Origin of the sequence: Actinosynnema sp. NPDC059335, from assembly GCF_042752395.1 — a bacterium.
Taxonomy (GTDB): Bacteria; Actinomycetota; Actinomycetes; order Mycobacteriales; family Pseudonocardiaceae; genus Actinosynnema.
The window spans coordinates 1-23,506 of record NZ_JBHYXZ010000107.1 but is presented as its reverse complement, the minus strand read 5'-3'; the positions used below and the strand labels follow the sequence as shown (position 1 = coordinate 23,506).

Sequence of the window (23,506 nt, the reverse complement as noted above, 5' to 3'; positions counted from 1 at the left end):
GGGGTGGCTCATGCGGGTCTCGCACGCACGTGCGCGGGCGTGGGATCGCCCCGCACCGCAGCACCACCCCGTTGGGGTCCTGTCAGTTCTCCCACGCTAGTCAGAGGACGACCCCAGCACAGCCGCGGTGTGAACCGATTCTGCGAGGTGGGACCGGCATCACATCCGGATGCATGGGTGGCTAGCGTGCATCCACCACCGTAGCCCTTCGGGGCTGTTTCTCCACCTCAAGAGGGGTGAGAGCTAGGTCATCTCCAGCTCGGCGGCGAACGGCGGCTCGGCGCCGGCGCGGGAGCACGTGACGGCCGCCGCGGCGCCCGCGTAGGCCAGCGCCCGACGCCACGCGTCGGCGTCCAGACCGCGGACAGCCTCGGCGGACAGGGCGTCGTGCGCGTGCAGCCAGGCGAGCAGCGCGCCCTGCACGGTGTCGCCCGCGCCGATCGTGTCGACCACGTCCACGGGCGTGGGTGGGACGCGGATCACGTCGCCGGCGCCGGTCAGCACGGCCAGCCCGTCCCCGCCGCGGGTGAGCACGACGGCGGCCGGCCCGGCGCTGCGCCAGTCGCGCGCGACCTCCAGCACGTCGTCCTCGGGCGCGTCGTCGGGCAGCTCCGCGAGCCACCGCGCGTCCTCGACGGACACCTTCAGCAGGCCGACGTGCGGCAGCCACGAGTCGTACCGGTCGCGGTAGGCCATCGGGTCGTGGATGAGGCCCGCGCGGATGTTCGGGTCGAGCACGGTGAGCGCGCCGCGCTCGGCCTCCCGCCACAGCACCCGCTCGTAGGTGCTCGCGCCCGGCTCCAGGACCAGCGACAACGTGCCGAACGACACCGCCCTGGCGCCGGCGGGCAGCGGGCCGGGGTCGGTCACCTGGCGGTCCGCCGTGCCCTCGACGTAGAAGGAGTAGCGCGCCGAGCCGTCCTCGGCCAGGCCCACCACGGCCAGCGTCGTCGGCTGGTCGCCGCGCTGGACCAGGTCCGTGCGCACGTTCGAGGCGTGCAGGCGCTCGATGAGCCGGTCGCCGAACAGGTCCGACGACACCCGGGACAGGAAGCCCACGGGCGCGCCGAGCCGGCCCGCGGCCACGGCCACGTTGTACGGCCCGCCGCCCAGCCTCGGCGCGAGGTCCCCCGAGGGCGTGGGCACCAGGTCGACCAGCGCCTCACCGGCAACGACGATCACGACTGGCTCCGTTCTCTGCGCAACCCGTCCAGCAGCAGTTCACCCAGCGCGGTGAACGCCTCGGCGTCCGACACACCCGCGCGCCGGGGCAGCACACCGGTCTGGATGCTCTCGATGAGCAGACCGGCCATCTCGGCGATCAGCGTCGCGTGCACGTCCCGGAAGACCCCGTCGCGCACGCCCTCCTGGATGAACTCGCGGATCCGCTCGGCGGCGGCGCGGGCGTTGCGCTCGTAGGTCGCGCGCGTGGGGCCGAACGCGGAGACGTCCGCGATGAACCGGTCGGACGCCCGCCGCAGCTCCTCGGCCGCGCCGGCCAGGTAGGTGCCGACCCGCGCCCGGACGTCGCCGACCTCGGCGATGCGCTGCTCGATGCGCTCGGCCGCGCCCTTGAAGTACCGGCCGACGACCTTGACGGCGAGCTGCTCCTTGCTCGCGGCCAGCGCGTACAGGGTGGACTTCGAGCAGTGCAGGCGGGCGGCGAGGTCGTCCAGGGTGAAGTGCGCGAACCCCTCGTCGAGCACCAACGCCTCCAGCCGGCCCAGCAGCTCCTCCTGCCGGGGCGTCAGCCTTCTGCGCGCGATCGAGGTCATAGGCGGCAACTCTGTCACAACGCCTGGCTCCAGTACTGGAGTACGTCCTACAGTACTGGTGAGAGTACCCCGTGACCCGGAGGTCGACGATGCCCGCCGAGCGCCTGCTGCCCACGACCGAGGCCGAGGACCTGCTCGCCCTGGTCCGCGAGATCGCCCGCGAGGAGCTGGCCCCGCACGCCGCCGAGGCGGAGGAGCACGAGCGGTTCCCGCGCGACAAGTTCCGGCTGCTCGGCAAGACCGGGTTGCTGGGGCTGCCGTACCCGGAGCGGTTCGGGGGCGGCGGGCAGCCGTACGAGGTGTACCTCCAGGCGTTGGAGGAGGTCGCGTCGGCGTGGATGTCGGTCGGCGTCGGGCTGTCGGTGCACGTCATGTCCACCTACGCGCTGGCGACGTTCGGCACGGAGGAGCAGAAGGCGCGGTGGCTGCCGGACGCGGTGGCGGGCGACCTCCTGGGCGGGTACGCGTTGTCGGAGTCGCACGCCGGCTCGGACGCGGGCGCGTTGTCGACCCGTGCGGTGCGCGACGGCGACCGGTACGTGGTCAACGGCACGAAGGCGTGGATCACGCACGCCGGGGTGGCCGACTTCTACACGTTGATGGCGCGCACGTCGGACACCGGCGGCAAGGGCGTCAGCTGCTTCTTCGCGCCCGGGAGCGGTGAAGGGCTCAGCGCGGCCAAGCCGGAGCGGAAGATGGGGCTGACGGGGTCGATCACCGCGCAGCTGTCGTTCGACGGCGTGCGGCTGGACGCGGACCGGCTGATCGGGGCCGAGGGCGACGGCCTGCGCATCGCACTGTCCGCTTTGGACTCGGGCCGGCTCGGCATCGCCGCGTGCGGCGTGGGTCTGGCGCAGGCGGCGCTGGACGAGGCCGTGGCGTACGCGAAGCAGCGCACCCAGTTCGGCCGGGCGATCATCGACTTCCAGGGCCTGGAGTTCCTGCTGGCCGACATGGCCGCGGCGGTGGAGTCGGCGCGGGCCACGTACCTGGAGGCGGCCCGCCGCCGCGACCGCGGCCTCCCGTTCCGCCGCCAGGCGGCGATCGCCAAGCTGGTCTGCACGGACACCGCGATGAAGGTGACGACGGACGCCGTGCAGGTGCTGGGCGGCGCCGGCTACACCCGCGACTTCCCGGTGGAGCGCTACCTGCGCGAGGCCAAGGTGCTCCAGATCTTCGAGGGCACGAACCAGATCCAACGCCTCGTCATCGGCCGCACCCTCCGCGCCTGACCGGAACGGGACCGCCGGGGCGGGAAGTCGCTTGCCGCAGCCGGACGTCACCCTGTGTGGCGGACGCTCTACGGTTCGCGGTCGTGAGCGGAGTGCGCCTGTTCTACCTGGACGACTCGGGGGCCCAGTCCTCCGGGATCGTCGTCTTCGGTTGGGTCGAGCTGCCGGTCGCCTGCTGGCGGCCGGCGTTGCGGTCGTGGCTGGACTGGCGCAAGGCGCTCCACGACGCGATCGGGCTGCCGGCCAGTTACGAACTGCACGCGACGAAGTTCGCGAACGGGCGCGGCCGCCCGACGAAGACCGACTGGGACCACAGCAAGGGCAACCGGTCCGCGGTGATGGCGGAGGCGCTGAGGACCGTCGCGAGCCTGCCGGGGGTGAGCACGGGCGCGGTGTTCCGCGACACGAAGGGCACCAACTACTCCGACGCCAAGGCCACCGCCTACGCCGACCTGGTGGTGATGATCGACGTGCGGCTGGCCGACACCGGGCAGCACGGCTTCGTCGTCATGGACGGCGACGGGAGCGACCCGTCCTACCGCCAGGCGCACCGCAGCCTGCGCCTGGCCACCCGCAACCTGATCGAGGACCCGTTCTTCCAGGGTTCCCACCTGAGCCAGTGGGTGCAGATCGCCGACCTGGTGGCCTACGCGGCCTACCAGGCCGTGCTGCGCGCGCCGGGCAAGGAGCCGATGTGGGACTGGTACTCCGACCTGCTCGGCCCGGCCTGCGTCCACGGCGGCCGGCCGCGGGAGATCTGACCGGACCGGGCGGGACGTGCCCGGAGAAGAAGCTGGACCCGCTTCCCCACGGGAGTGGGACGGGTCCGCGCCTCGAGCCTAGCAGGTCCCGGCCACACCGGCCGGGACCGACCGATCACGTCAGGATTCGGTGTAGAACGGGTTCGTGACGATTTCCTCGCCGTCCTCGAAGCGGTAGACCTCGCGGCCCTCCACGAAGACCTTCAGGGCGCGGCTCATCACGTCCAGCGGGTCGCCCGACCAGATCACCACGTCGCCGTCCAGGCCCGGCCGCAGGGAGCCGACCCGGTCGTCCAGTCCCATGATCGCGGCCGGGTTGGTGGTGATCGACTCCAGGCCCACCCGCGGGTCCAGCCCCTCCTTCACCGCCAGCGTCACCTGGTGCACGAGGAAGTGGATCGGCACGACCGGGTGGTCCGTGGTGATCGCGATCCGCACCCCGGCCCGCGCCAGGATGCCCGGGTTGCGCAACGACCGGTTGCGCACCTCGACCTTGGACCGCGACGTGAACAGCGGCCCGATGATCACCGGCACCTCGCGTTCCGCCAGCAGGTCCGCGATCAGGTGACCCTCGGTCCCGTGGTTGACGATGAGCCGGTAGCCGAACTCGTCCGCCAGCCGCAACGCCGTCGCGATGTCGTCCGCGCGGTGGCAGTGCTGGCACCACGGCAGCTCCCCCGACAGCACCTTCGCCAGCACCTCGGACGTGGTGTCCCGCTCGAACGCGCCCTGCGCCTCGTCCCGCCTGGCCACGTAGTCCTGCGCCTTGGTGAACGCGTCCCGGATCACCGCGGCCACGCCCTGGCGCGTGGACGGCAGCTTCTTCTGGTCCCCGTACACCCGCTTCGGGTTCTCGCCGAGCGCGCTCTTCACGCTGACGGGGTTGCGCAGCAGCATCTCGTCGGCCGTGCGCCCCCAGCACTTCACCGCCACGGTCTGGCCGCCGATCACGTTGCCCGACCCGGGCTTGACCACGGCCGTCGTGACGCCGCCGGCCAGGGCGTCGGCGAAGCCCTGGTCGGCGGCGTTGATCGCGTCCAACGCGCGCAGCCGCGCCCCGTTGGGGTCGGTCATCTCGTTGGTGTCCTGCCCGGCCCAGCCCTCGCCCTCCTCGTGCACGCCGAGGTGGCCGTGGGCCTCCACGAACCCGGGCAGCACCCAGCCGCCCGCCGCGTCCACGACGCGGACGCCCTCCGGCACCTCGACGTCCGCGCCGACCGCGACGATCTTCCCGTCCTGGATCAGGACCGTGCCGCCCTCGATCGGCTCTCCGGCGACCGGGACGACGTACCCACCCGTGATGGCGACGTTCATAGTTAGCGACGCTAACGGCCTACGCCAACGGGCGCAAACCCCACCGGCCGGCCCACGACTCGCCCGGCTCCAGCCACAGCAGGTCCACCCCGCTGTTCAGCGCGTCCGGCGGGCACGTCATGGGCTCGATCGCCACCGCGCGCCCCCGGCCGGGGAAGTCGTCCGGCGTGTAGACCTGCACCCACTTGAAGTCCGGGTCCGCCCACAGCTCGACGCCGCCCGCCGGGCCCTTCAGCACGTGCCGCACCAGCCCGTCCACCGGCACGCAGCCGCCGAACGCGGTGTCCAGCTTCACGCCCGCCAGCAGCCGCGCCACCCGGAAGTCGTAGTCGGTGCCCTCGACCGGGTACGCCGGGGCGTTCGGGATCATGGTCTGCGGGTCCACGGGCAGCACGGTCGTGGCGGCCAGCGACAGCGACGTCTCGTCCGTCGCGGACGCGCCGGCCCGCGGGTACGGGTGCGTGCCCACCCCGAACGGGGTGCGCTTGTCCCCCACGTTGGTGACGCCGTGCGACACGGTCAGGCCGTTCTCGTCCAGCGCGTACGTGATGGTGGTGCGCAGCTCGACGGGCCAGCCCTGGCCGGCCACCGGGGTCTCCAGCGAGACCAGCGAGCCGGTGTGCTCCACGGTGCTCCAGATCGCCCGGCGCACCAGGCCGTGGATGGCGTTGCCGCGGGCGGGCTCGCCGATCTCCAGGCGCTGCTCCTCGCCGTCGAGCGTCCACCTGCCACCCGCCGTGCGGTTGGGCCACGGCACCAGCACCGCGCCGCTGCCCATGGGCGGTTCGTCGTCGTACGTCTCCACGTACGGCACGCCGCCGACCTCGTAGGACTTCAGTCCCGCACCCTCGGGTGCGATGACGGCGCGTGCCGCGCCGTGGGCGATCTCCAGCATGGATCAGGAGCGTATCCGAGGGGCACTCCCCTTGACGTTCTTACTAGACCGGTCTCTATAGTAAAACCATGCCACGACGGACCGACACCCGCGAACGCATGGTGCGCACGGCCGCCGACCTCTTCCGGGCGCAGGGCTACCACGCGACGGGCGTGAACCAGGTGCTCAGCGAGGGCGGCGCGCCCAAGGGCTCGCTCTACTTCCACTTCCCGGGCGGCAAGGAGCAGTTGGCGGTCGAGGCGGTGGCGCTGGCCGGCCGGGACCTCGGCGACGCGCTGACCGCCGTGCTCGCCGCCGAACCGGACCCGGCCGAGGCACTGTCCCGGGCCCTCGACCTGCTCGGCCGCGAGCTGCTCGGTTCGGGCTTCCGCAGCGGGTGCCCGATCGCCACGGTGGCGTTGGACGCGGCGGCGGACAGCGAGCCGATCCGGGTGGCCTGCGAGGACGTCTACGCGTCCTGGCAGCGGGTCATCGCCGCGCACGTCGGCGACGACGACCTGGCGACCGTCGTGCTGGCCGCCATCGAGGGCGCGCTCCTGCTCGCCCGCACCCGCCGTTCGCTCGATCCCCTGCACGCCGTCGGCGCCCGGCTGGGCGCCCTCCTGGGAAGGCCGAGACCGTGAAGGCGCACCACCTGAACTGCGGCACCATGCGCCCGTTCGGCGGGAGGCTCGTGACCGGCGAGGGCTCGTACCTCCGCGCCGCCGAGCTGGTCTGCCACGTCCTGCTGCTGGAGACCGACGACGGCCTGGTGCTGGTCGACACCGGTCTCGGGCTCGGCGACGTGCGCCGTCCCGACGAGACGCTGATGCGCCGGTGGCGGTTGATGAGCAGGCCGGTGCTGGACGAGGCGGAGACCGCGGTGCGGCGGGTGGAGGCGCTGGGGTTCGCCGCGTCGGACGTCACCGACGTCGTGCTCACCCACCTGGACCTCGACCACGGCGGCGGGCTGCGCGACTTCCCGAACGCGCGCGTGCACCTGTCGGCGGAGGAGCTGGCGGCGGCGACGCGTCCGGGCAGGACGGGCAACGACCGCGTCCGCTACCCCGACGGGCAGTGGCGCCACGGGCCGCGGTGGGCGCCGCACGAGGCGACCGGTGACGAGTGGTTCGGCTTCTCCGGGGTGCGCGAGGTGCGGCCGGACGTGCTGCTGGTGCCGTTGTTCGGGCACACGCTCGGGCACACCGGCGTGGCGGTGCGGCTCGGCGACCGGTGGCTGCTGCACGCGGGCGACTCGTTCTTCTTCCGCGGCGAGCTGGACCCGCGACCGCACTGCCCACCCGCGTTGACCTACATGCAGGGCCGGATGGAGGCCGTGCGCGAGCTGCGGCTGGCCAACCAGGACCGGTTGCGGGAGCTGGTGCGCGAGCACGGCGACTCGGTGGACGTGGTCAACGCCCACGACCCGGTCCTGCTGCGCCGGCACGCCTGACCGGAGGGCTCCCGGGGCCGCCCGCCGGCGCGGCGGCCCCGGGCCCGCGTCACTTGGACAGCCCGGCCGGGTCGAACTCGACCTTGCCGTGCACGAACCGGTTGACGACCCAGAGCACCACGCCGGCCGCGAGCAGGTACAGCGCGATCTCGTAGTCCGCCGCCGCCCGGCCCGACAGCGGGCTGGCCAGGTAGGCGCACGTGATCGCGCCCAGCACCGGCACCCAGGTCGGCGCGCGGAAGTGCTCGTGCTCCGCCTTGTCCTTGCGCAGCACCAGGACGGCGATGTTGACGATGGTGAAGACGACGAGCAGGAGCAGCGCCGTCGTGCCGCCGAGCTTCGCGATGTCGGTGGTGGAGACCAGGATGATCGCGACGCCGGACGTGAAGACGATCGAGATCCACGGCGTGCGGCGGAACGGGTGCACGGTGCCGAACACCTTCGGGATGATCCGCTCGTTCGCCATGCCGTAGACCAGCCGGCTCGCCATCAGCATGTTGATCAACGCCGAGTTGATGACCGCGAACAGGCCGATCAGCGAGAACACCCACAGCGGGAAGCCGGGCGCGCCGACCTGCACGACCTTCAGCAGCGCCGAGGAGCCGGCCTTCGACAGCTCGTCGGCCGGGATGAGCAGCGACGACGTGATCGCGACCAGCACGTAGATGGTCGCCGCGATCACCATGCCCCACAGCATCGCGCGCGGGAAGACGCGGACCGGGTCGCGGGTCTCCTCGGCCATGTTCACCGAGTCCTCGAACCCGACCATCGCGAAGAACGCCAACGCCGTCGCCGACGTGATCGCGACGAGCGCGCTCTGGTCCGGCGCCGGGTCGACCTGGGTCAGCCTGCTCGCGTCGCCGTCGCCCGCGAGGACCGCGTAGACGCCGATCGCGATGATGATCAGCAGGCCGGACAGCTCGATGCACGTCAGCACGACGTTCGCCTTGACCGACTCCGAGACGCCCCGGAAGTTGATCACCGCCAGGCCGACGATGAACAGGATGGCGACCAGGGTCGCGGACACGGTGAACGTGTCGGAGAAGAATTCCTTGATGACGGACTGGAGGTACGTGCGGCCGAAGGCGAGCGCGGCCGAGGACGCCGACGTGATGCCCGAGCTCATCACCGCGAACGCCACCATGAACGTGAGGAACTGGATCTTGAAAGCGCGGTTGGTGTACAGCGCCGCGCCGGCCGCTTTGGGGTACTTGCCGACCAGTTCGAGGTAGCTGAACGCGGTCAGGAACGCCACCACGAACGCGATCAGGAAGGGCACCCACAGCGCCCCGCCGATCTTGCCGGCGACGTTGCCCGTGAGCGCGTAGATGCCCGTGCCGAGGATGTCGCCGACCACGAAGAACAGCAGCAGCTTCGGGCCGATGGCCCGCTTCAGTTCCGGCTGCGCCGGTGCGCTCGTCGGTTCCGTCATGCCGAGTGAGTGTGCCGGATCACAGTTGCCGCGGGTAGTCGGATCGGCACGGCTTGGGCAAGCCTTGAGGTTCGGCCGGCGGTCAGCCGGGCAGTTCGGCGGTGTCCGGCTTGAAGCGGTAGTGCCTGATCGCCGGGATGGCCACCACCGCCAGCGCCGTGCCGACCACGACCAGCACGCCGCCCAGCGCGGTCGCGGCGCCGGCGCCGAGGGCCGCGCCCCCGGTGCCGTGCAGCAGGTCGGCCAACCTCGGCCCGCCCGCCACCACCACGATGAACACGCCCTGCATCCGGCCGCGCATGTCGTCGGTCGCGGCGGACTGGAGGATCGCGCTGCGGAACACCATGCTGATCATGTCGGCCGCGCCGCCGATCGCCAGGAACACCACGGCGAGCCACAGCGCGTGCGCCAGGCCGAACCCGATCATCGCCACGCCCCACGCCACGACCGCGACCACGACGCCCACGCCGTGCCGCGTCACGCGCGACGTCCAGCCCGACGTGAGGCCGCACAGCATCGCGCCGAGCGGGATCGCCGCGAACAGCAGGCCGAGCGCCAACCCGCCGCCCGCCGGGTCGCCGAACGTCTTCTCGGCCATCTCCGGGAACAACGCCCGGGGCATGCCGAAGACCATCGCGATGATGTCCAGCAGGAAGCTCGCCAGGAGGATCTTCTGCACCGCGAGGTACCGGAACCCGTCGACCACGTCCCGCAACCCGGCCCGCCGCGACGTGCCGCTCAACGGCGGCAGCGGCGGCAGCTTCCACACCGCCCAGATCGTCAGCGTCAGCGCGACGGCGTCCACCAGGTACAACGTCGACAGGCCCACCACGGGCATCAACGCGCCCGCGAGCATGGGGCCGAACACGCCGCCGAACATCATCACCGTGGAGCCGAGCGCCGTGGCGGCCGGGATCTGGTCGGCGGGCACGAGCCGGGCGATGGACGCGGTGCGGGCGGGCGCGTTGGCGGCGAAGAAGACCTGTTGCAGGCCGAGCAGGGCGATCACCAGCCACACCGAGTCGACGTGCAGCGCGGCCTGCCCCCACAGCAGCACGGACGTCACCGCGATGCCGGTGTTGGTGACCACGAGCAGCTTGCGCCGGTCCACGACGTCCGCGATCGCGCCGCCGTAGAGGCCGAAGACGAGCAACGGCACCAGCGCCACGCCCGCCGACACGCCGACCCAGCCCGACGACCCGGTGAGGTCGTACACCTGCTTCGGCACGGCGACCGCGGTCAACTGGCTACCGATGGCCGTGACGATGGTCGAGAGCCACAAGCGCCGGTACGCGACGACCTTGAGCGGCCGCGTGTCGATGGCGATCTTCCCCAGCACCTTCCGCACGGTCGTTAGCGTACGGCAACTAACAGGTTCTTTACCGAGACGTGGGACACGGTCGTCACTCGTTCTGGGGCTTCTCAGCGTGCCGGGAGGTAGCCGACGCTGGAGTTCTCAGTGGGAGGTGGCCCGTGTTGCGCTGGCTGTCGCTCGAGCTGACCGGTCGTTGCCAACTCCGCTGCACGCACTGCTACGCGAACTCCTCCCCGCTCGGCACGCACGGCACCATGACCACCGTCGAGTGGTCCCGGGTGATCGACCAGGCAGCCGAACAGGGCGTCGAGGCGGTGCAGTTCATCGGCGGCGAGCCCACCACGCACCCCGCGTTCCCCCTACTCGTCCGCCACGCCCTCTCCCGGGGGTTGGCCGTCGAGGTCTACAGCAACCTCGTCCACGTCAGCAGTGCCCTGTGGCGCTTGTTCGAGCACAGCGGCATCACGCTCGCCACGTCGTACTACTCGGACCGGGCCGACGAACACGAGGCGATCACTTCACGCCGGCACAGCCACGCACGGACGCGGGCCAACATCGCCCACGCCGTCGGCCGCGGGATACCGATCAGAGTGGCGATCATCGAGGTGCACGGCCGGCAACGGACCCGGCAGGCCCGTGCCGAACTGGGTCGGCTCGGAGTTTCCGACATCAACGTCGACCGGGTACGCCGGATCGGTCGCGCCGGCGCCGGGGACCGACCGGTAGCCGCCGAACTGTGCGGCCGTTGCGGGCACGACCGGCTTGCGATCGGCCCGGACGGCGAGGTCCGGCCGTGCGCGCTGGCGAGGTCCGCGTCGGTCGGCGACATCCGTGACGGTTCGCTCCGGGACATGCACGCGGCGGCGCGGTCGATCGCCGCCGAGAGCGGCTGGAGCAGGCGTAACGCGCCGTGCCAGCCGTCCGGTGACGTCGCCTCGCCCGACCGCGTCCTCGGCCACGTGATCAGCGACCGAGCGCCGACTCGACCTCCCGCCTGACCGTCGACGCGAGCCAGTCCGAGAAACCGGACAAAAGGGACAGTGCCTCCTCCCATGCCTCGTGCGCCTCGGCGATCGCCCCGGTCCTGCGCAACGCGTCGCCGAGGTGGCGCAACGCCAAGCCCAGTTGCCACGCGTCACCGAGCGGGCGGAGATCCGCCACCGCCCGCCGGTGGAAGTCGACGGCCTCCTCGTGGCGGCCCAGCACCTGGTAGACCTCACCGGCACCGTCGAGCGCCTGTGCCTCGCGGCTCCGGTCCCCCAGCGACCGGTGGATCGCCGCAGCGCGCTGGTAGGACTCCAGAGCGCCTGCCGTGTCACCGACAGCCAGTTGCATCCGGCCGAGTTCCACCAGGTCGTACCCCTCCAGCAGGACGTTCTTGAGTTCCCGCACGATCGCCAACGCCGCGTGCATCGAGCCGAGCGCCCGGTCGAACCGCCCCGAAGCCGACTCCGCTCTGGCGAGCACCGCCATCGCGATCGACTCCCCGTAGCGATCACCGATCGCGCGGCCGATGGCGACCGCCTCACGGGCCGCGCTGACGGCCTCCTGGAAGCGCCCCTGGCCGATGCGGGCGTCGGCCAGGTTGTAGAGCGGGATCGCCGCGCGTCGTCGTTCACCTGCCTCCCGGTGGATCGTGCCGACTCGCTCGAAGTACTCGGCGGCGACGTCGAAGTCTCGCCGGAAGAGGTGCACGATGCCGAGGTTGGCGAGCGAGATGGCTTCCCCTTCCCGGTCGCCGGACCTGCGCCGGATCTCCAGCGCGGCGTTGTGGTGCTCGATCGCTTCGACCGTCCGCTGCTGTCGGGCGGCGATACCGCCGAGCGTGGAGAGGATCATCGCCTGTCCTGATCCGTCCCCGACGCGGCGAGCGGCGGCAAGCGCCACCTCCATGCCTCGCTCGTTCTCCCGCATCGAGCTGTTCGCCGCGCCATACGACTTGGCGACGACCGGCAGCCGCCAGGCCAGGTCATCCATTCCTGCGCGCACCGCCGCGTTGGTCGCTGCCAGCAGGTTGTCGTATTCGGCCTCGTACCACCTGACCGCCGCACCGTGACCGGTGAACGCGAGGACTTCGACCTCCGCTTCCAGCGGGTCGAGCGACGGCCGCTGGGTGTGCGTCTGCATGACGGCGTTGGCGGCGTCCGCGGTGTGCAGGTACCAGAGGATCAGCCGTTTCAAGCAGGCTTGGCGGACCTCCAGCGACTCGGCGGTGTTGACCTGGTCGATCGCATACGCCCGCAACAGGTCGTGGAACTGGTACCGGTCGGGTGCGGTCTGCTCCAGCAGGTGCGCGCCGACGAGGGCGTCGAGCTGGTGGCGTGCGTCGGCGGCCGACACGCCGGCAAGGGCCGCTACCGCGGGCACGCCGAAATCAGGGCCGGGATGCAGGCCGAGGAGGCGGAACAGGCGAGCGGCGGCCTCGGGCAGCGCCCGGTACGACCAGGCGAAGACGGTGCGAACCGCACCGGCCTCGTCGTCATCCCCGGTGGACAGGGCGTCCCACAACCCGGATTCGTCCCGGAGGTCCTGGATCAGGCTGCTCAACGGCATGTGCGGCCGGCTGGCCGCCCGCTCGGCGGCGATCCTCAGCGCGAGCGGGAGGCGGGCGCACAACCTGGCCAGCTCGGCGATCTCCCCCGGATCGTCACCCGTGCGGTAATCGGCCGTGACCGAGCGGATCAACTCCACCGACTCGGCCTCCGGGAGCAGTTCCAGCGACAGCCTGCGAGCGCCGTCACGGGACATCAGACCGGAGAGCCTGCTCCGGCTGGTCACCACGACCAGGCACTCCGCCGTGCCCGGGAGCAGCGGGCGGACCTGGGACACGGTGGCCGCGTTGTCCAGCACGATCAACATGCGCCTGCCCGCCAGCAGCGACCGGTACAGCGCCGCCTTCGCCTCCAGGTCAGTCGGAATCGCGTCGTGACGGACATCGAGCGCCCGGAGGAACCGGTCCAGTGCCTGGTCCGGGGTCACCGGCTCACCGGGGTCGTACCCCCGCAGGTTGACGTACAACTGGCCGTCGGGGAACCTCCGCCGCGCACGGTGCGCCCACCGCACGGCCAGTGACGTCTTGCCGACGCCCGCCGTGCCCGCCACCACGACCGCCGCCACGGCGTCGCGGTCGTCATCCCGCAGGGCCAACAGGTCGCCGAGCATCCCCAATTCGCTCGACCGGTTGACGAATCCCCGGACGTCGCCCGGCAGCTGCTGCGGTACTCGACTTCCTTCGTCCGCGGACCGGTGGAAGTGCACCCCACCACTCACGTCCCGGGCCTGGAACACGTTGCCCGCCGACCCGGAACCTCGGACCGGTTGTCCGCCCGGCCCGGCTCGTGGGTGCTCATGTCCCCTCCAGCAACACCGGCCGGCACCTGAACACCCAGGGTATCGGGCGTCGGCTACCTACAGCGCTCGAACCGCTACGGGATCGGCGCGCGACATCCGGGAACGGACGAGCCCCGCGGCGCGGGGCCGCGGGGCTCGTCGGACGGGAACGGGGCTACGGCGCGATGCGCTGGATCTCCCAGCCGTCGCGGCCCAGGCGGAAGCGCAGGCGGTCGTGCATGCGGTCGCGGCGGCCCTGCCAGAACTCGACCTCCTCCGGGCGGATGCGCCAGCCGCCCCAGTGGGGCGGCACCGGTACCCGGTCGGCGTCGGCGAACTGGCGCTCGACCTTGTTCAGCGCGCTCTCCAAAGTGGATCGCCCGCCGACCACGCGGGACTGCGGCGACGCCCACGCGCCGAGCTGGGAGCCGCGCGGGCGGCCCTCCCAGTAGCGCGCGGTCTCGGCGGGGCCGACCTTCTCGACCGTGCCGCGCACGTGGGCCTGCCGCTGGATGGCGAACCACGGGAACGTGGCCGAGGCGTACCGGGTCGCCATCAGGTCGTGGCTCTTGGCCGAGGTGTAGTTGGTGAAGAACACCAGCCCCCGCTCGTCCAGGCCCTTCGCCAGCACCGTCCGGGACGACGGGCGGCCCTGCGGGTCGGAGGTCGCCAGGACCATGGCGTTCGGCTCCGGCAGGCCCGCGCCCGCCGCGTGGTCCAGCCACAGCTGGAGCTGCTCGTGCCAACTGCCCGCGAGGTCACTCTCTGTGAGCGAGCCTTGTTCGTAGGACACGCGCATCGACGGCAACGCGATGTTCGCGGTCTCCGACATCCCGACCTCCCGGAGCTTGCTTTCGACCTGGCCAAGAGCTTGTGGCACCTGGTGATCCCGCGACCGTACGGCTTTCACGGCCGGGGCGAAACCGCCCGCACGGTGATGACCGCCACCCGATCCGTGACTTTCGGTGTGACCCCGACCTCGGAATCGAGAACGTGATCGAATCAGAACGCGCCGGTGCCGGGATGCCGCGCGCGTGCCTCGTCGAGCGCGCGCTCCACGGTCACCGCGTCGTCGGCGATCGCGGTGGACAGGCTGCCGCCGCGCGCCAGCGGCACCAGCGACCACCACGGCTCCGAGACCGCTCCCGGCAGGTCCTCGCCCCAGCACAGCAACTCCGTGCCGAACACGCGCCGACCCGCCAGCCCCGCCGGGCTCGTGTCCACTTCGGGCGTTCCCAGCCGGGAAGTCTGTTTCACCAGCGGGCCGTTCCGCCGGACGTCGAGCGTCGTGGTGAGCGAACCGCCCCGCTCGTTCGACCGACCCAGCACGACGACGTCGCGTGCGCGCAACCGGGCGCTGTCGCCCATCCGTGCGCGGAACACCGCCTCGTGGCACGCACGCGCCGTCACGACGGTCGGTTCCGGCGAGTACACCAGCGACCCGCCGTCGGCCACCTCCACGTCCACCACCGCGCGGCTGCCGCCGGGGTGCCGGCCGGGCAGCACGAGCGTGGCCGCCACCCCGCGCAGCTCCAGCGACGCCCCCGGCCCGACCGTCACCCGCAGCTCCAGGTCGTCGCCGCCCAGCGGGGCCGTGACCGCGCTGACCAGGTGCACGACCGCCGGCGCGGCGGGCCCTCCGCGCGGCACCAGCCGCAGCGGGGCCATGGACGCCAGCTCGCGCACCACCGTTCGCCCTTTCGGGTCGCGTTCCACGACCAGGCGAGCCCGCGCCCTCACCGGGGCAACCCCTGTGACCCCCGGCACGTCCTCTCATCGGGTGGAACCGCCACCCGCGAATCTCGGGGGAGATCGTGATGAGGAGAGTTCTCGCCACCGCCGCGGTCGTCGCGGCGATGGTCGGCACCGGGGGAGTCGCCGTCGCGCAGGAGGCGGGCGCGCAAGCCGCCACGTGCCGGTCGGTGGACCTGGACGTCGCGTTCGGCCGCGTGGAGGGCGCGGCGGGCACGGTGCACCGGGAAGTCGTGTTCACCAACCGGGGCCTGGGCGCGTGCGTCCTGCGCGGCTTCCCGGGCGTGTCCTATGTGGACTCCAATGGTGGGCGGGTCGGCGCGGCGGCCGTGCGCGTCGGCGAGCGCGGACCGCTGCTGACCCTGCCGCACGGCGCGGCGGCCGTCTCGGACGTGGGCTTCGCCCGGGTCGACAACTTCGACCCGGACGTGTGCCGGAAGACGCCCGTGTGGGGTGTCCGCGTGTACCCGCCGGACGAGACCACGCCGCTGTACCTGGCCATGTCGGACCAGTACGGCTGCGCGGGCGACGTGAGCGCGTTCGGTGCTCAACTGACCGTCGCGAGCGTCCGGAGCTGAGCGCGCACCCAGTCGGCCACCGCGGGGGCGTCCGGTGTGTCCACAAGGGACTGTGTGATCACCGGTAGCCCCCCGCGCATCCGGTGGGCGTCGGCCGTCATGACACCGAGGTCGGCGCCCACCATCGGCGCGAGGTCGGTCTTGTTGATCACGAGCAGGTCGGCCGTGGTCACGCCGGGACCGCCCTTGCGCGGCACCTTGTCGCCGCCCGCCACGTCCACCACGAAGATCTGCCGGTCCACCAGGCCGCGGCTGAACACCGCGGTGAGGTTGTCGCCGCCGCTCTCGATGATCACCAGCTCCAGGCCGTGGACCCGGTGCTCCAGCAACTCCACCGCGTCGAGGTTCGCGGTGATGTCGTCGCGGATCGCGGTGTGCGGGCACGCGCCGGTCTGCACGGCCTCGATCCGCTCGACGTCCAGCACCCCGGCGGCGCGCAGGAAGTCGGCGTCCTCGGTGGTGTAGATGTCGTTGGTCACGACGGCGAGGTTCACGCTGCCGCCCAGCGCCCGGCACAGCGCGGCGGTCAGCGCGGTCTTGCCGCTGCCGACCGGGCCGCCGATGCCGATGCGCACCGCGCGGTGCGCGTGGTCGTGGGGGTGGTGCGGGTCGTGGCCCGCGTCGGTGGGGTCGAAGTTCACCGGGTGCACGTGGTCAGCTGACAAAGAGACGCACCTCTTCCGTGTGATGGCGGTCGTGCGCCTCGGCCAGCAGGTCCAGGCCGGGCGCGCTCGGCGCGGGCAGGTCTTCGGGCGGGGTGTCGGCGTGCGCGGCGGCCGTCGCGGCGACGGCGTCCAGCTCGGGCGCGAGCCGGGCGAGCACCGCGTTCACCCCGAACGGGTCCAGCCCCAGCAGCCGGATCGCGCCCGTCGCCGGGCCCGTCACGGCGTGGTAGGCCACGGTCTGCGCGGCCTCGAACGGCTCGCCCACCAGCACGCCCACGATGACCGGGTGGTGGGGCCGGGGCGTGACGCGCAGCAGCTCGGTCAACGCCGCCGACGGCCACGCCCGCAGCGCGGCCCGCGCGATGCCGCGCCCCTGCACGCGGGAGGCGTTGCGCTGCGCCGGCGACGGCGTGCGGGCGTCCAGCTCGGCGTCCAGCTCCGCGTACCGGCCGCGGGTGGCGGCGGCGGCGAACACCGCGCCCAGCGCGCCCGCCGTGCGCAGCCGGCCCACCAGGAACGACCGCAACGACGCCTCGTCGGTGACGAGCCGCCGCGCGACGGCCTCCTCCAGCCCGCCGGAGTGCACGTGACCGCCGCCCGGGAACCGGGAGTCCGCGAGCATCAGCGCCGCCAGGTTCATCAGAACAGGAAGTAGCGCTGGGCCATGGGCAGCTCCGCCACCGGCGCGGGCTCGACCAGCTCGCCGTCGATGCGCACGGCGAAGCTGTCCGGGTCCACCTCCACCGCCGGCATGGCGTCGTTGAGCACCATGTCGGCCTTGGTGACGCCCCGCGTGTCCCGCACCGGCACGAGCGGCCGGGCCAGCCGCAGCACGTCGGCCAGGTCCGCGTCGACCGCCTGCTGCGACACGAAGTGCACGCTGCTCCGCGCCGCCGAGAGCGCGCCGAACATGGGCCGGGCGAAGACCGGCTGCGGGGTCGGGATGGACGCGTTCGCGTCGCCCATCGCCGCGTGCGCGATGAACCCGCCCTTGAGCACCACCGACGGCCGCACGCCGAAGAACTTCGGCTCCCACAGCACCAGGTCGGCCAGCTTGCCGACCTCCACCGAGCCGACCTCGTGGTCGATGCCGTGCGCGATGGCCGGGTTGATCGTGTACTTGGCCACGTACCGGCGGGCGCGCAGGTTGCCGGCCGCGCCGCCGCCGCCGAGCTCGCCGAACCGCCGCTGCATCACGTGCGCGGTCTGCCAGGTCCGGATGATCACCTCGCCGACCCGGCCCATGGCCTGCGAGTCGGAGCTGATCATGGAGATCGCGCCCAGGTCGTGCAGCACGTCCTCGGCCGCGATCGTGGTGGGCCGGATGCGGCTCTCCGCGAACGCCAGGTCCTCGGGCACGGACGGGTTGAGGTGGTGGCACACCATCAGCATGTCCAGGTGCTCTTCGAGCGTGTTCACGGTGTGCGGCCGGGTCGGGTTGGTCGAGGACGGCAGCACGTTCGGCTCCGACACCACCCGGATGATGTCCGGCGCGTGCCCGCCGCCCGCGCCCTCCGAGTGGTAGGCGTTGATCGAGCGGCCGGCGATGGCGGCCAGGGTCGACTCCACGAACCCGGCCTCGTTCAACGTGTCCGTGTGGATCGCGACCTGCACCCCGGACTCGTCGGCCACGCGCAGGCACGCGTCGATCGCCGCGGGCGTGGTCCCCCAGTCCTCGTGCAGCTTGAACCCGCCCGCGCCGCCGGCCAACTGCTCGCGCAGCGCGTCCTCCCGCGTGGTGTTGCCCTTGCCGAGCAGCAGCACGTTCACCGGCAGGTGGTCCAGCGAGGCGAGCATCCGGCCCAGGTTCCACGCGCCGGGCGTGACCGTGGTGGCCTTCGTGCCCTCGGCCGGGCCGGTGCCGCCGCCGATCAGCGTCGTCAGCCCGGACGCGATCGCGACGTCCACGATCCCCGGCGTGATGAAGTGGACGTGGCAGTCGATGCCGCCCGCGGTGAGGATCTTCCCGTTGCCCGACAGCACCTCGGTCGACGGCCCGATGACCAGCGCCGGGTCCACGCCGTCCATGGTGTCGGGGTTGCCCGCCTTGCCGATGCCGACGATCCGGCCGTCCCGCACGCCCACGTCGGCCTTCACCACGCCCCAGTGGTCCAGCACGACCGCGCCCGTGATGACGAGGTCCGGCGCGCCCTCCGCGCGGGTGGCCACGCCCTGGCCCATCGACTCGCGGATCACCTTGCCGCCGCCGAAGATCACCTCGTCGCCCGAGCCCCGCGGCCCCAGCGACCGGTCCTCGGTCACCTCGACCAGCAGGTCGGTGTCGGCGAGCCGGATCCGGTCGCCGACCGTCGGCCCGAGCAGCTCCGCGTACCGGCGGCGGTCGATCCCGGTCACCGGTCCAGCTCCCCGGCCCACTCCGGCCGCAGCCCCGGCACGCGCCGCGCGCCCGCGATCGGCACCAGCACGACCTCCCGCTCCACCCCCGGCTCGAACCGCACCGCGGTGCCCGCCGGGATGTCGAGCCGCTTGCCCCACGCGGCCTCCCGGTCGAACTCGAGCCCGGGGTTCGCCGCGGCGAAGTGGTAGTGCGACCCGACCTGCACCGGGCGGTCCGCCGCGTTGACCACGACGAGCGTGGTGCGCGGCCGTCCGGGGTTCAGCTCGACCGGCTCGTCGCCGGTGACGATCTCGCCAGGGACCACGGCGTGCTCCTCACACGATGGGGTGATGCACGGTCACGAGCTTGGTGCCGTCCGGGAAGGTCGCCTCGACCTGCACGGACTCGATCATCTCCGGCACGCCGTCGAGCACCTGGTCGCGCCCCAGCACGTGCCGGCCGCTCTCCATCAGCTCGCTGACCGTCCGGCCGTCCCGCGCGCCTTCGAGCACGTGGTCGGTGATGAGGGCGACCGCCTCCGGGTAGTTCAGGACCACGCCGCGGTCGAGCCGCCGGCGCGCCACGTCGGCCGCCACGTGGACCAGCAGCTTGTCCCGCTCGTGCGGTGTCAGGTGCATGGCCGTGGTCTACCACGGGAAACCGCGCGAACGCGGAACGGAAACAAGGGCTTAACGATCACGGGACCGTTCTGAATCGGTTCCTTGATCGTGACCGACGACACGCGCGGCCGCGATTGCCGGCAGGTCGGAACGGGAGCAAGGTGCTTGCAACTCCCACCCCCGAGGAGAAGGAGCGCACAGCGTGGTGCAGACCGAGGACGACGGTTTCCGGCCGGGCCTGGAGGGCGTCGTCGCCTTCCGCACCGAGATCGCCGAACCGGATCGCGACGGTGGCGCCCTGCGCTACCGGGGCGTGGACATCGAGGACCTGGCGGGCCACGTCACGTTCGGCAACGTCTGGGCCCTGCTCGTCGACGGCCGCTTCGGTCCCGGTCTGCCGCCCGCCGAGCCGTTCCCCATCCCGGTGCACACCGGCGACGTGCGCGTGGACGTGCAGGCGGCGCTGGCCATGGTCGCGCCGATCTGGGGCTACCAGCCGCTGCTCGACATCACCGACGAGCAGGCCCGCGAGCAGCTCGCCCGCGCCTCCGTCATGGCCCTGTCGTACGCGGCGCAGTCCGCGCGCGGCATCGGCCGGCCCGCCGTGCCGCAGCACCGCATCGACGAGTGCACCACCATCACCGAGCGCTTCCTCACCCGCTGGCGCGGCGAGCCCGACCCGGCGCACGTCAAGGCGCTGGACGCCTACTGGGTGTCGGCCGCCGAGCACGGCCTCAACGCCTCCACCTTCACCGCGCGCGTGATCGCGTCCACCGGCGCGGACGTCGCGGCGTCCCTGTCCGGCGCGATCGGCGCCATGTCTGGCCCCCTGCACGGCGGCGCGCCCGCCCGCGTGCTGCCGATGATCGAGGAGGTCGAGCGCACCGGCGACGCGGAGGGGTTCGTCAAGGGCGTCCTCGACCGGGGCGAGCGGCTCATGGGCTTCGGCCACCGCGTGTACCGGGCGGAGGACCCCCGCGCCCGCGTGCTGCGCCGCACGTGCCTGGAGCTGGGCGCGTCCCGTTACGAGGCCGCGAGCGCCCTGGAGCAGGCCGCGCTGGCCGAGCTGCGCGAGCGCCGCCCGGACCGGGCCATCGAGACCAACGTCGAGTTCTGGGCCGCGGTCATCCTGGACTTCGCCCAGGTCCCGCCGCACATGATGCCCGCGATGTTCACCTGCGCCCGCACCGCCGGGTGGTCCGCGCACATCCTGGAGCAGAAGCGCACCGGCCGCCTGGTCCGCCCGTCCGCCAAGTACGTCGGCCCGGGTCCGCGCAAGCCGTCCGAGGTCGAGGGCTGGTCCGAGATCGCCTGACCCCGGTCATTCCACGTGACCGGGGACACCCGGTTGTCACCGCCCGGCCACGTGGCTGCAACACTGAGTACCCCGGCAACGGCGCCGGTCGTGCCGACCCCCTCCCCGTAACCGGAGGCTTCGCGATGACCCAGACCGCCGACCCGACCACGTTGGTCCTGCCCTCCGACCTGCGGCCGTCCGACGGCCGGTTCGGGTGCGGGCCCTCCAAGGTCCGTCCCGAGGCCCTGGCGGCCCTCGCGGCCGAGGGCGCCGCGCTGATGGGCACGTCCCACCGGCAGAAGCCGGTGAAGTCCCTGGTCGGCTCCGTGCGCGCCGGTCTGCGGGAGCTGTTCTCGCTGCCCGAGGGCTACGAGGTCGTCCTCGGCAACGGCGGCACCACGGCGTTCTGGGACGCCGCCGCGTTCGGCCTGGTGCGCGAGCGCGCCCAGCACTTCACCTACGGCGAGTTCTCGTCCAAGTTCGCCAAGGTCACCTCCGACGCGCCGTTCCTGGGCGACTCGATCGTGGTCAAGGCCGACCCGGGCAGCGCGCCCGAGATCACCTACGCCGAGGGCGCGGACCTCGTCGGCTGGGCGCACAACGAGACGTCGACCGGCGTCGCGGTGCCCGTCTCCCGCCCCGCGAACAGCGACGGCGCCCTGATCGCCATCGACGCCACCTCGGGCGCCGGCGGCCTGCCCGTCGACCCGGCGGACTTCGACGTCTACTACTTCGCGCCGCAGAAGTGCTTCGCCTCCGACGGCGGCCTGTGGATCGCCCTCATGTCGCCGGCCGCCCTGGAGCGCGTCGCCGAGATCGGCAAGTCGGGCCGCTGGGTGCCGGAGTTCCTGTCGCTGACCACGGCGCTGGACAACTCCACCAAGGACCAGACCTACAACACGCCCGCCCTGGCCACCCTGTTCCTGCTGAACAACCAGATCGAGTGGATCCTGGGCAACGGCGGCCTCCAGTGGGCCGTCGAGCGCACCGCCGACTCGTCGTCGCGCCTGTACTCGTGGGCCGAGGCGACCTCCTACACCACGCCGTACGTGGCCGACCCGGCGCACCGCTCGCAGGTCGTCGGCACGGTCGACTTCGACGACTCGGTGGACGCCTCGGTCGTGGCCAAGGTGCTCCGCGCGAACGGCATCGTGGACGTCGAGCCGTACCGCAAGCTCGGCCGCAACCAGCTCCGCGTGGCCATGTTCCCGGCCGTCGAGCCGGCCGACGTCAGCACCCTGACCAAGGCCGTGGACTGGGTCGTCTCCCAGCTCTGACCCGAGCCGCACCGACAGGGGCCGACCCGGGCACCGGGCCGGCCCCTGCCCGCTTCGGGAACCCGCACGGGGCCGGTCAACGAGGTGAACCTTCCGTAACGGACGTGCGGACACGGCCGACATACGGCAAGATCACACGAAGATATCGGCGAACACGGCGAGTCTCCGACGTCAAGGCGGCGCGCCGCATTAACGTCAGCACTCGGCGAGGTGAGCCATCCGGGAGGCCATGATGCGAGCGTTGCGAGTCATCGGGCTCGAAGACGACGGCAAGTCCGTCATCCTCGAGGACCCGGATCGCGGCGAGCGCTTCCTGCTCCCCGCCGACGAACGCCTGCGCGCCGCGGCGCGCGGCGACCTGACCCGGCTCGGCCAGATCGAGATCGAGGTCGAGAGCCAGATGCGGCCGCGCGAGATCCAGGCGCGCATCCGCGCCGGCGAGTCGGTCGCCCAGGTCGCGGCCGCGGCGGGCATCCCGACGCACAAGGTCGAGCGCTACGCCTACCCGGTCCTGCTGGAGCGCTCCCGCACGGCCGAGCTGGCCCAGCGCGCCCACCCGGTGCGCGAGGACGGCCCGGACGTGCAGACGCTCGGCGAGGTCGTCGCCCACTCGTTCGGCCTGCGCGGCCAGGACTACGCCGACGTGAGCTGGGACTCGTGGCGCGGCGAGGACGGCCGCTGGGTCGTCCAACTGCACTGGACCGCCGGCCGCTCGGACAACCTGGCCCACTGGGCCTTCCACCCGGGCGCGCAGGGCGGCACGGTGACCGCGCTGGACGACGGGGCCATGGAACTGATGGACCCGAACCCCAACCGGACCCTGCGCACGGTCCGCCCGGTCACCCAACTGGCCCGCCAGGCACTGGAGCTGGAGAAACAACCGGAGCCGGAAATCCTCGCCCAGGACCCGACCCCACCACCTCCCCCGCCACCGGTCCAGGACCCACAACCGACCCCGGAACCCGCTCCGGCAGCCGAGGACCAACCCGCACCACCCCCACCACAACCGGCGGCGAAGCAACAACCGGCCCGCAAGGACCCGCCACCGAAGAGGGGCAAGAAGAACCACCCGATCGTCCCGTCGTGGGAAGACGTCCTCCTGGGCGTCCGCTCCACCCGAGGCTGACCCGAAGGAAACAACCGACGAAGGACCTCGCCACCCCGGCGGGGTCCTTCTCGCATCCACCCCCTGGAACCGCTCACACCCCCGAGCGTGTTGATGATCTTACGGGTCGTCACGAACCCCCCAAGACCGACCCCACCAAAACCGAGAACCCCAGCTCAACCACCACACCCACCCCACCCCAACGAACCCGCCCCACCCCCAACGGACCCGCAGCCACCCCCAACGGACCGGCCCCACCCCCAACGGACCCGCAGCCACCCCACCGAGGCGCGATTTGACATGGGTTCGGGTGCCTTAGGCTGGACGAAGCCGGCAGGCCTGGCGGGGCGCGCGGGCCCCCCCGCCCCCCCCGCGGGGGGGGCGCCCC

At 72.4% G+C, this 23,506-nt stretch carries 23 protein-coding genes; 9 read left to right on the top strand and 14 right to left on the bottom strand.

What is annotated here, in order from left to right; all coding sequences use genetic code 11:
• Positions 1–243: 243 nt before the first annotated feature.
• The gene (locus ACFXGA_RS28030; RefSeq protein ID WP_378092860.1) at positions 244–1,182 is read right to left on the bottom strand and encodes a carbohydrate kinase; all 939 of its coding nucleotides are present in this window, start codon (positions 1,180–1,182) and stop codon (positions 244–246) included.
• On the bottom strand, positions 1,179–1,775 hold the full coding sequence (locus tag ACFXGA_RS28025) for a TetR/AcrR family transcriptional regulator (RefSeq protein ID WP_378092858.1): 597 nt from the start codon (positions 1,773–1,775) through the stop codon (positions 1,179–1,181). The genes ACFXGA_RS28030 and ACFXGA_RS28025 overlap by 4 nt, the downstream gene beginning before the upstream one ends.
• Before the next feature lie 89 nt (positions 1,776–1,864).
• On the opposite strand from ACFXGA_RS28025, the gene ACFXGA_RS28020 reads away from it, so the two are divergent.
• Positions 1,865–3,007: an acyl-CoA dehydrogenase family protein gene (locus ACFXGA_RS28020; RefSeq protein ID WP_378092856.1), complete on the top strand. Its 1,143-nt coding sequence runs from the start codon at positions 1,865–1,867 to the stop codon at positions 3,005–3,007.
• Positions 3,008–3,090: 83 nt separating this feature from the next.
• Positions 3,091–3,768, top strand: a complete 678-nt coding sequence (locus ACFXGA_RS28015; protein ID WP_378092854.1) for a DUF3800 domain-containing protein — start codon at positions 3,091–3,093, stop codon at positions 3,766–3,768.
• 120 nt (positions 3,769–3,888) lie between these two features.
• On the opposite strand, the gene ACFXGA_RS28010 is transcribed toward ACFXGA_RS28015, so the two are convergent.
• Together ACFXGA_RS28010 and ACFXGA_RS28005 are read right to left on the bottom strand one after the other, a co-directional pair.
• The gene (locus ACFXGA_RS28010; RefSeq protein ID WP_378092852.1) at positions 3,889–5,082 is read right to left on the bottom strand and encodes an amidohydrolase; all 1,194 of its coding nucleotides are present in this window, start codon (positions 5,080–5,082) and stop codon (positions 3,889–3,891) included.
• 19 nt (positions 5,083–5,101) lie between these two features.
• Entirely contained in the window at positions 5,102–5,977 is an 876-nt protein-coding gene (locus ACFXGA_RS28005; RefSeq protein ID WP_378092850.1) for an aldose 1-epimerase family protein, read from the bottom strand.
• Positions 5,978–6,045: 68 nt separating this feature from the next.
• On the opposite strand from ACFXGA_RS28005, the gene ACFXGA_RS28000 reads away from it, so the two are divergent.
• Both ACFXGA_RS28000 and ACFXGA_RS27995 read left to right on the top strand, forming a co-directional pair.
• Entirely contained in the window at positions 6,046–6,600 is a 555-nt protein-coding gene (locus tag ACFXGA_RS28000) for a TetR/AcrR family transcriptional regulator (RefSeq protein ID WP_378092848.1), read from the top strand.
• Positions 6,597–7,409, top strand: a complete 813-nt coding sequence (locus tag ACFXGA_RS27995; RefSeq protein WP_378092846.1) for an MBL fold metallo-hydrolase — start codon at positions 6,597–6,599, stop codon at positions 7,407–7,409. The genes ACFXGA_RS28000 and ACFXGA_RS27995 overlap by 4 nt, the downstream gene beginning before the upstream one ends.
• A gap of 49 nt (positions 7,410–7,458) precedes the next feature.
• On the opposite strand, the gene ACFXGA_RS27990 is transcribed toward ACFXGA_RS27995, so the two are convergent.
• Positions 7,459–8,841, bottom strand: coding sequence for an APC family permease (locus ACFXGA_RS27990; protein WP_378092843.1), 1,383 nt, complete (start codon positions 8,839–8,841; stop codon positions 7,459–7,461).
• 82 nt (positions 8,842–8,923) lie between these two features.
• Positions 8,924–10,189: an MFS transporter gene (locus ACFXGA_RS27985; RefSeq protein WP_378092841.1), complete on the bottom strand. Its 1,266-nt coding sequence runs from the start codon at positions 10,187–10,189 to the stop codon at positions 8,924–8,926.
• 125 nt (positions 10,190–10,314) lie between these two features.
• Here ACFXGA_RS27985 and ACFXGA_RS27980 point away from each other — a divergent pair, with 125 nt between their 5' ends.
• Complete coding sequence (locus ACFXGA_RS27980) at positions 10,315–11,154, top strand: radical SAM/SPASM domain-containing protein (RefSeq protein ID WP_378092839.1); 840 nt, start codon at positions 10,315–10,317, stop codon at positions 11,152–11,154.
• Here the strand turns inward: ACFXGA_RS27980 and ACFXGA_RS27975 are convergent.
• The 3 genes from ACFXGA_RS27975 to ACFXGA_RS27965 form a co-directional block, all read right to left on the bottom strand.
• Positions 11,120–13,318 (bottom strand): ATP-binding protein, encoded by a 2,199-nt coding sequence (locus ACFXGA_RS27975; protein ID WP_378092837.1) that lies wholly within the window; start codon positions 13,316–13,318, stop codon positions 11,120–11,122. The two genes, ACFXGA_RS27980 and ACFXGA_RS27975, sit on opposite strands and share 35 nt — an antisense overlap.
• A gap of 343 nt (positions 13,319–13,661) precedes the next feature.
• Entirely contained in the window at positions 13,662–14,318 is a 657-nt protein-coding gene (pdxH, locus tag ACFXGA_RS27970) for a pyridoxamine 5'-phosphate oxidase (RefSeq protein WP_378092835.1), read from the bottom strand.
• 170 nt (positions 14,319–14,488) lie between these two features.
• Positions 14,489–15,226 (bottom strand): urease accessory protein UreD, encoded by a 738-nt coding sequence (locus tag ACFXGA_RS27965; protein ID WP_378092833.1) that lies wholly within the window; start codon positions 15,224–15,226, stop codon positions 14,489–14,491.
• Between the two features lie 77 nt (positions 15,227–15,303).
• Here ACFXGA_RS27965 and ACFXGA_RS27960 point away from each other — a divergent pair, with 77 nt between their 5' ends.
• Positions 15,304–15,816: a DUF4232 domain-containing protein gene (locus ACFXGA_RS27960; protein WP_378092831.1), complete on the top strand. Its 513-nt coding sequence runs from the start codon at positions 15,304–15,306 to the stop codon at positions 15,814–15,816.
• Here ACFXGA_RS27960 and ureG read toward each other — a convergent pair.
• The 5 genes from ureG to ACFXGA_RS27935 are packed head-to-tail and all read right to left on the bottom strand — an operon-like array spanning position 15,786 to position 19,457.
• A complete protein-coding gene (gene ureG / locus ACFXGA_RS27955; RefSeq protein ID WP_378092876.1) occupies positions 15,786–16,466 on the bottom strand; it encodes an urease accessory protein UreG in 681 nt (226 codons plus the stop codon). The genes ACFXGA_RS27960 and ureG overlap by 31 nt on opposite strands.
• 4 nt (positions 16,467–16,470) lie before the next feature.
• Positions 16,471–17,121 (bottom strand): urease accessory protein UreF, encoded by a 651-nt coding sequence (locus ACFXGA_RS27950; protein ID WP_378092829.1) that lies wholly within the window; start codon positions 17,119–17,121, stop codon positions 16,471–16,473.
• The gene (locus tag ACFXGA_RS27945; protein WP_378092827.1) at positions 17,121–18,836 is read right to left on the bottom strand and encodes an urease subunit alpha; all 1,716 of its coding nucleotides are present in this window, start codon (positions 18,834–18,836) and stop codon (positions 17,121–17,123) included. The genes ACFXGA_RS27950 and ACFXGA_RS27945 overlap by 1 nt, the downstream gene beginning before the upstream one ends.
• Positions 18,833–19,144, bottom strand: a complete 312-nt coding sequence (locus ACFXGA_RS27940) for an urease subunit beta (protein WP_378092825.1) — start codon at positions 19,142–19,144, stop codon at positions 18,833–18,835. Before ACFXGA_RS27940 ends, ACFXGA_RS27945 begins: the two co-directional genes overlap by 4 nt.
• A 10-nt stretch (positions 19,145–19,154) precedes the next feature.
• On the bottom strand, positions 19,155–19,457 hold the full coding sequence (locus ACFXGA_RS27935) for an urease subunit gamma (RefSeq protein ID WP_378092823.1): 303 nt from the start codon (positions 19,455–19,457) through the stop codon (positions 19,155–19,157).
• 184 nt (positions 19,458–19,641) lie between these two features.
• On the opposite strand from ACFXGA_RS27935, the gene ACFXGA_RS27930 reads away from it, so the two are divergent.
• From ACFXGA_RS27930 to sepH, 3 genes are all read left to right on the top strand, one after another.
• The gene (locus ACFXGA_RS27930) at positions 19,642–20,754 is read left to right on the top strand and encodes a citrate synthase 2 (protein ID WP_378092821.1); all 1,113 of its coding nucleotides are present in this window, start codon (positions 19,642–19,644) and stop codon (positions 20,752–20,754) included.
• A 125-nt stretch (positions 20,755–20,879) separates the two neighbouring features.
• Positions 20,880–22,013 carry a phosphoserine transaminase gene (gene serC, locus ACFXGA_RS27925; RefSeq protein ID WP_378092819.1) on the top strand — a complete coding sequence of 378 codons (1,134 nt, stop codon included), beginning with the start codon at positions 20,880–20,882 and terminating at the stop codon, positions 22,011–22,013.
• A gap of 232 nt (positions 22,014–22,245) precedes the next feature.
• Positions 22,246–23,139, top strand: a complete 894-nt coding sequence (gene sepH, locus ACFXGA_RS27920; RefSeq protein ID WP_378092817.1) for a septation protein SepH — start codon at positions 22,246–22,248, stop codon at positions 23,137–23,139.
• Positions 23,140–23,506 lie beyond the last annotated feature (367 nt).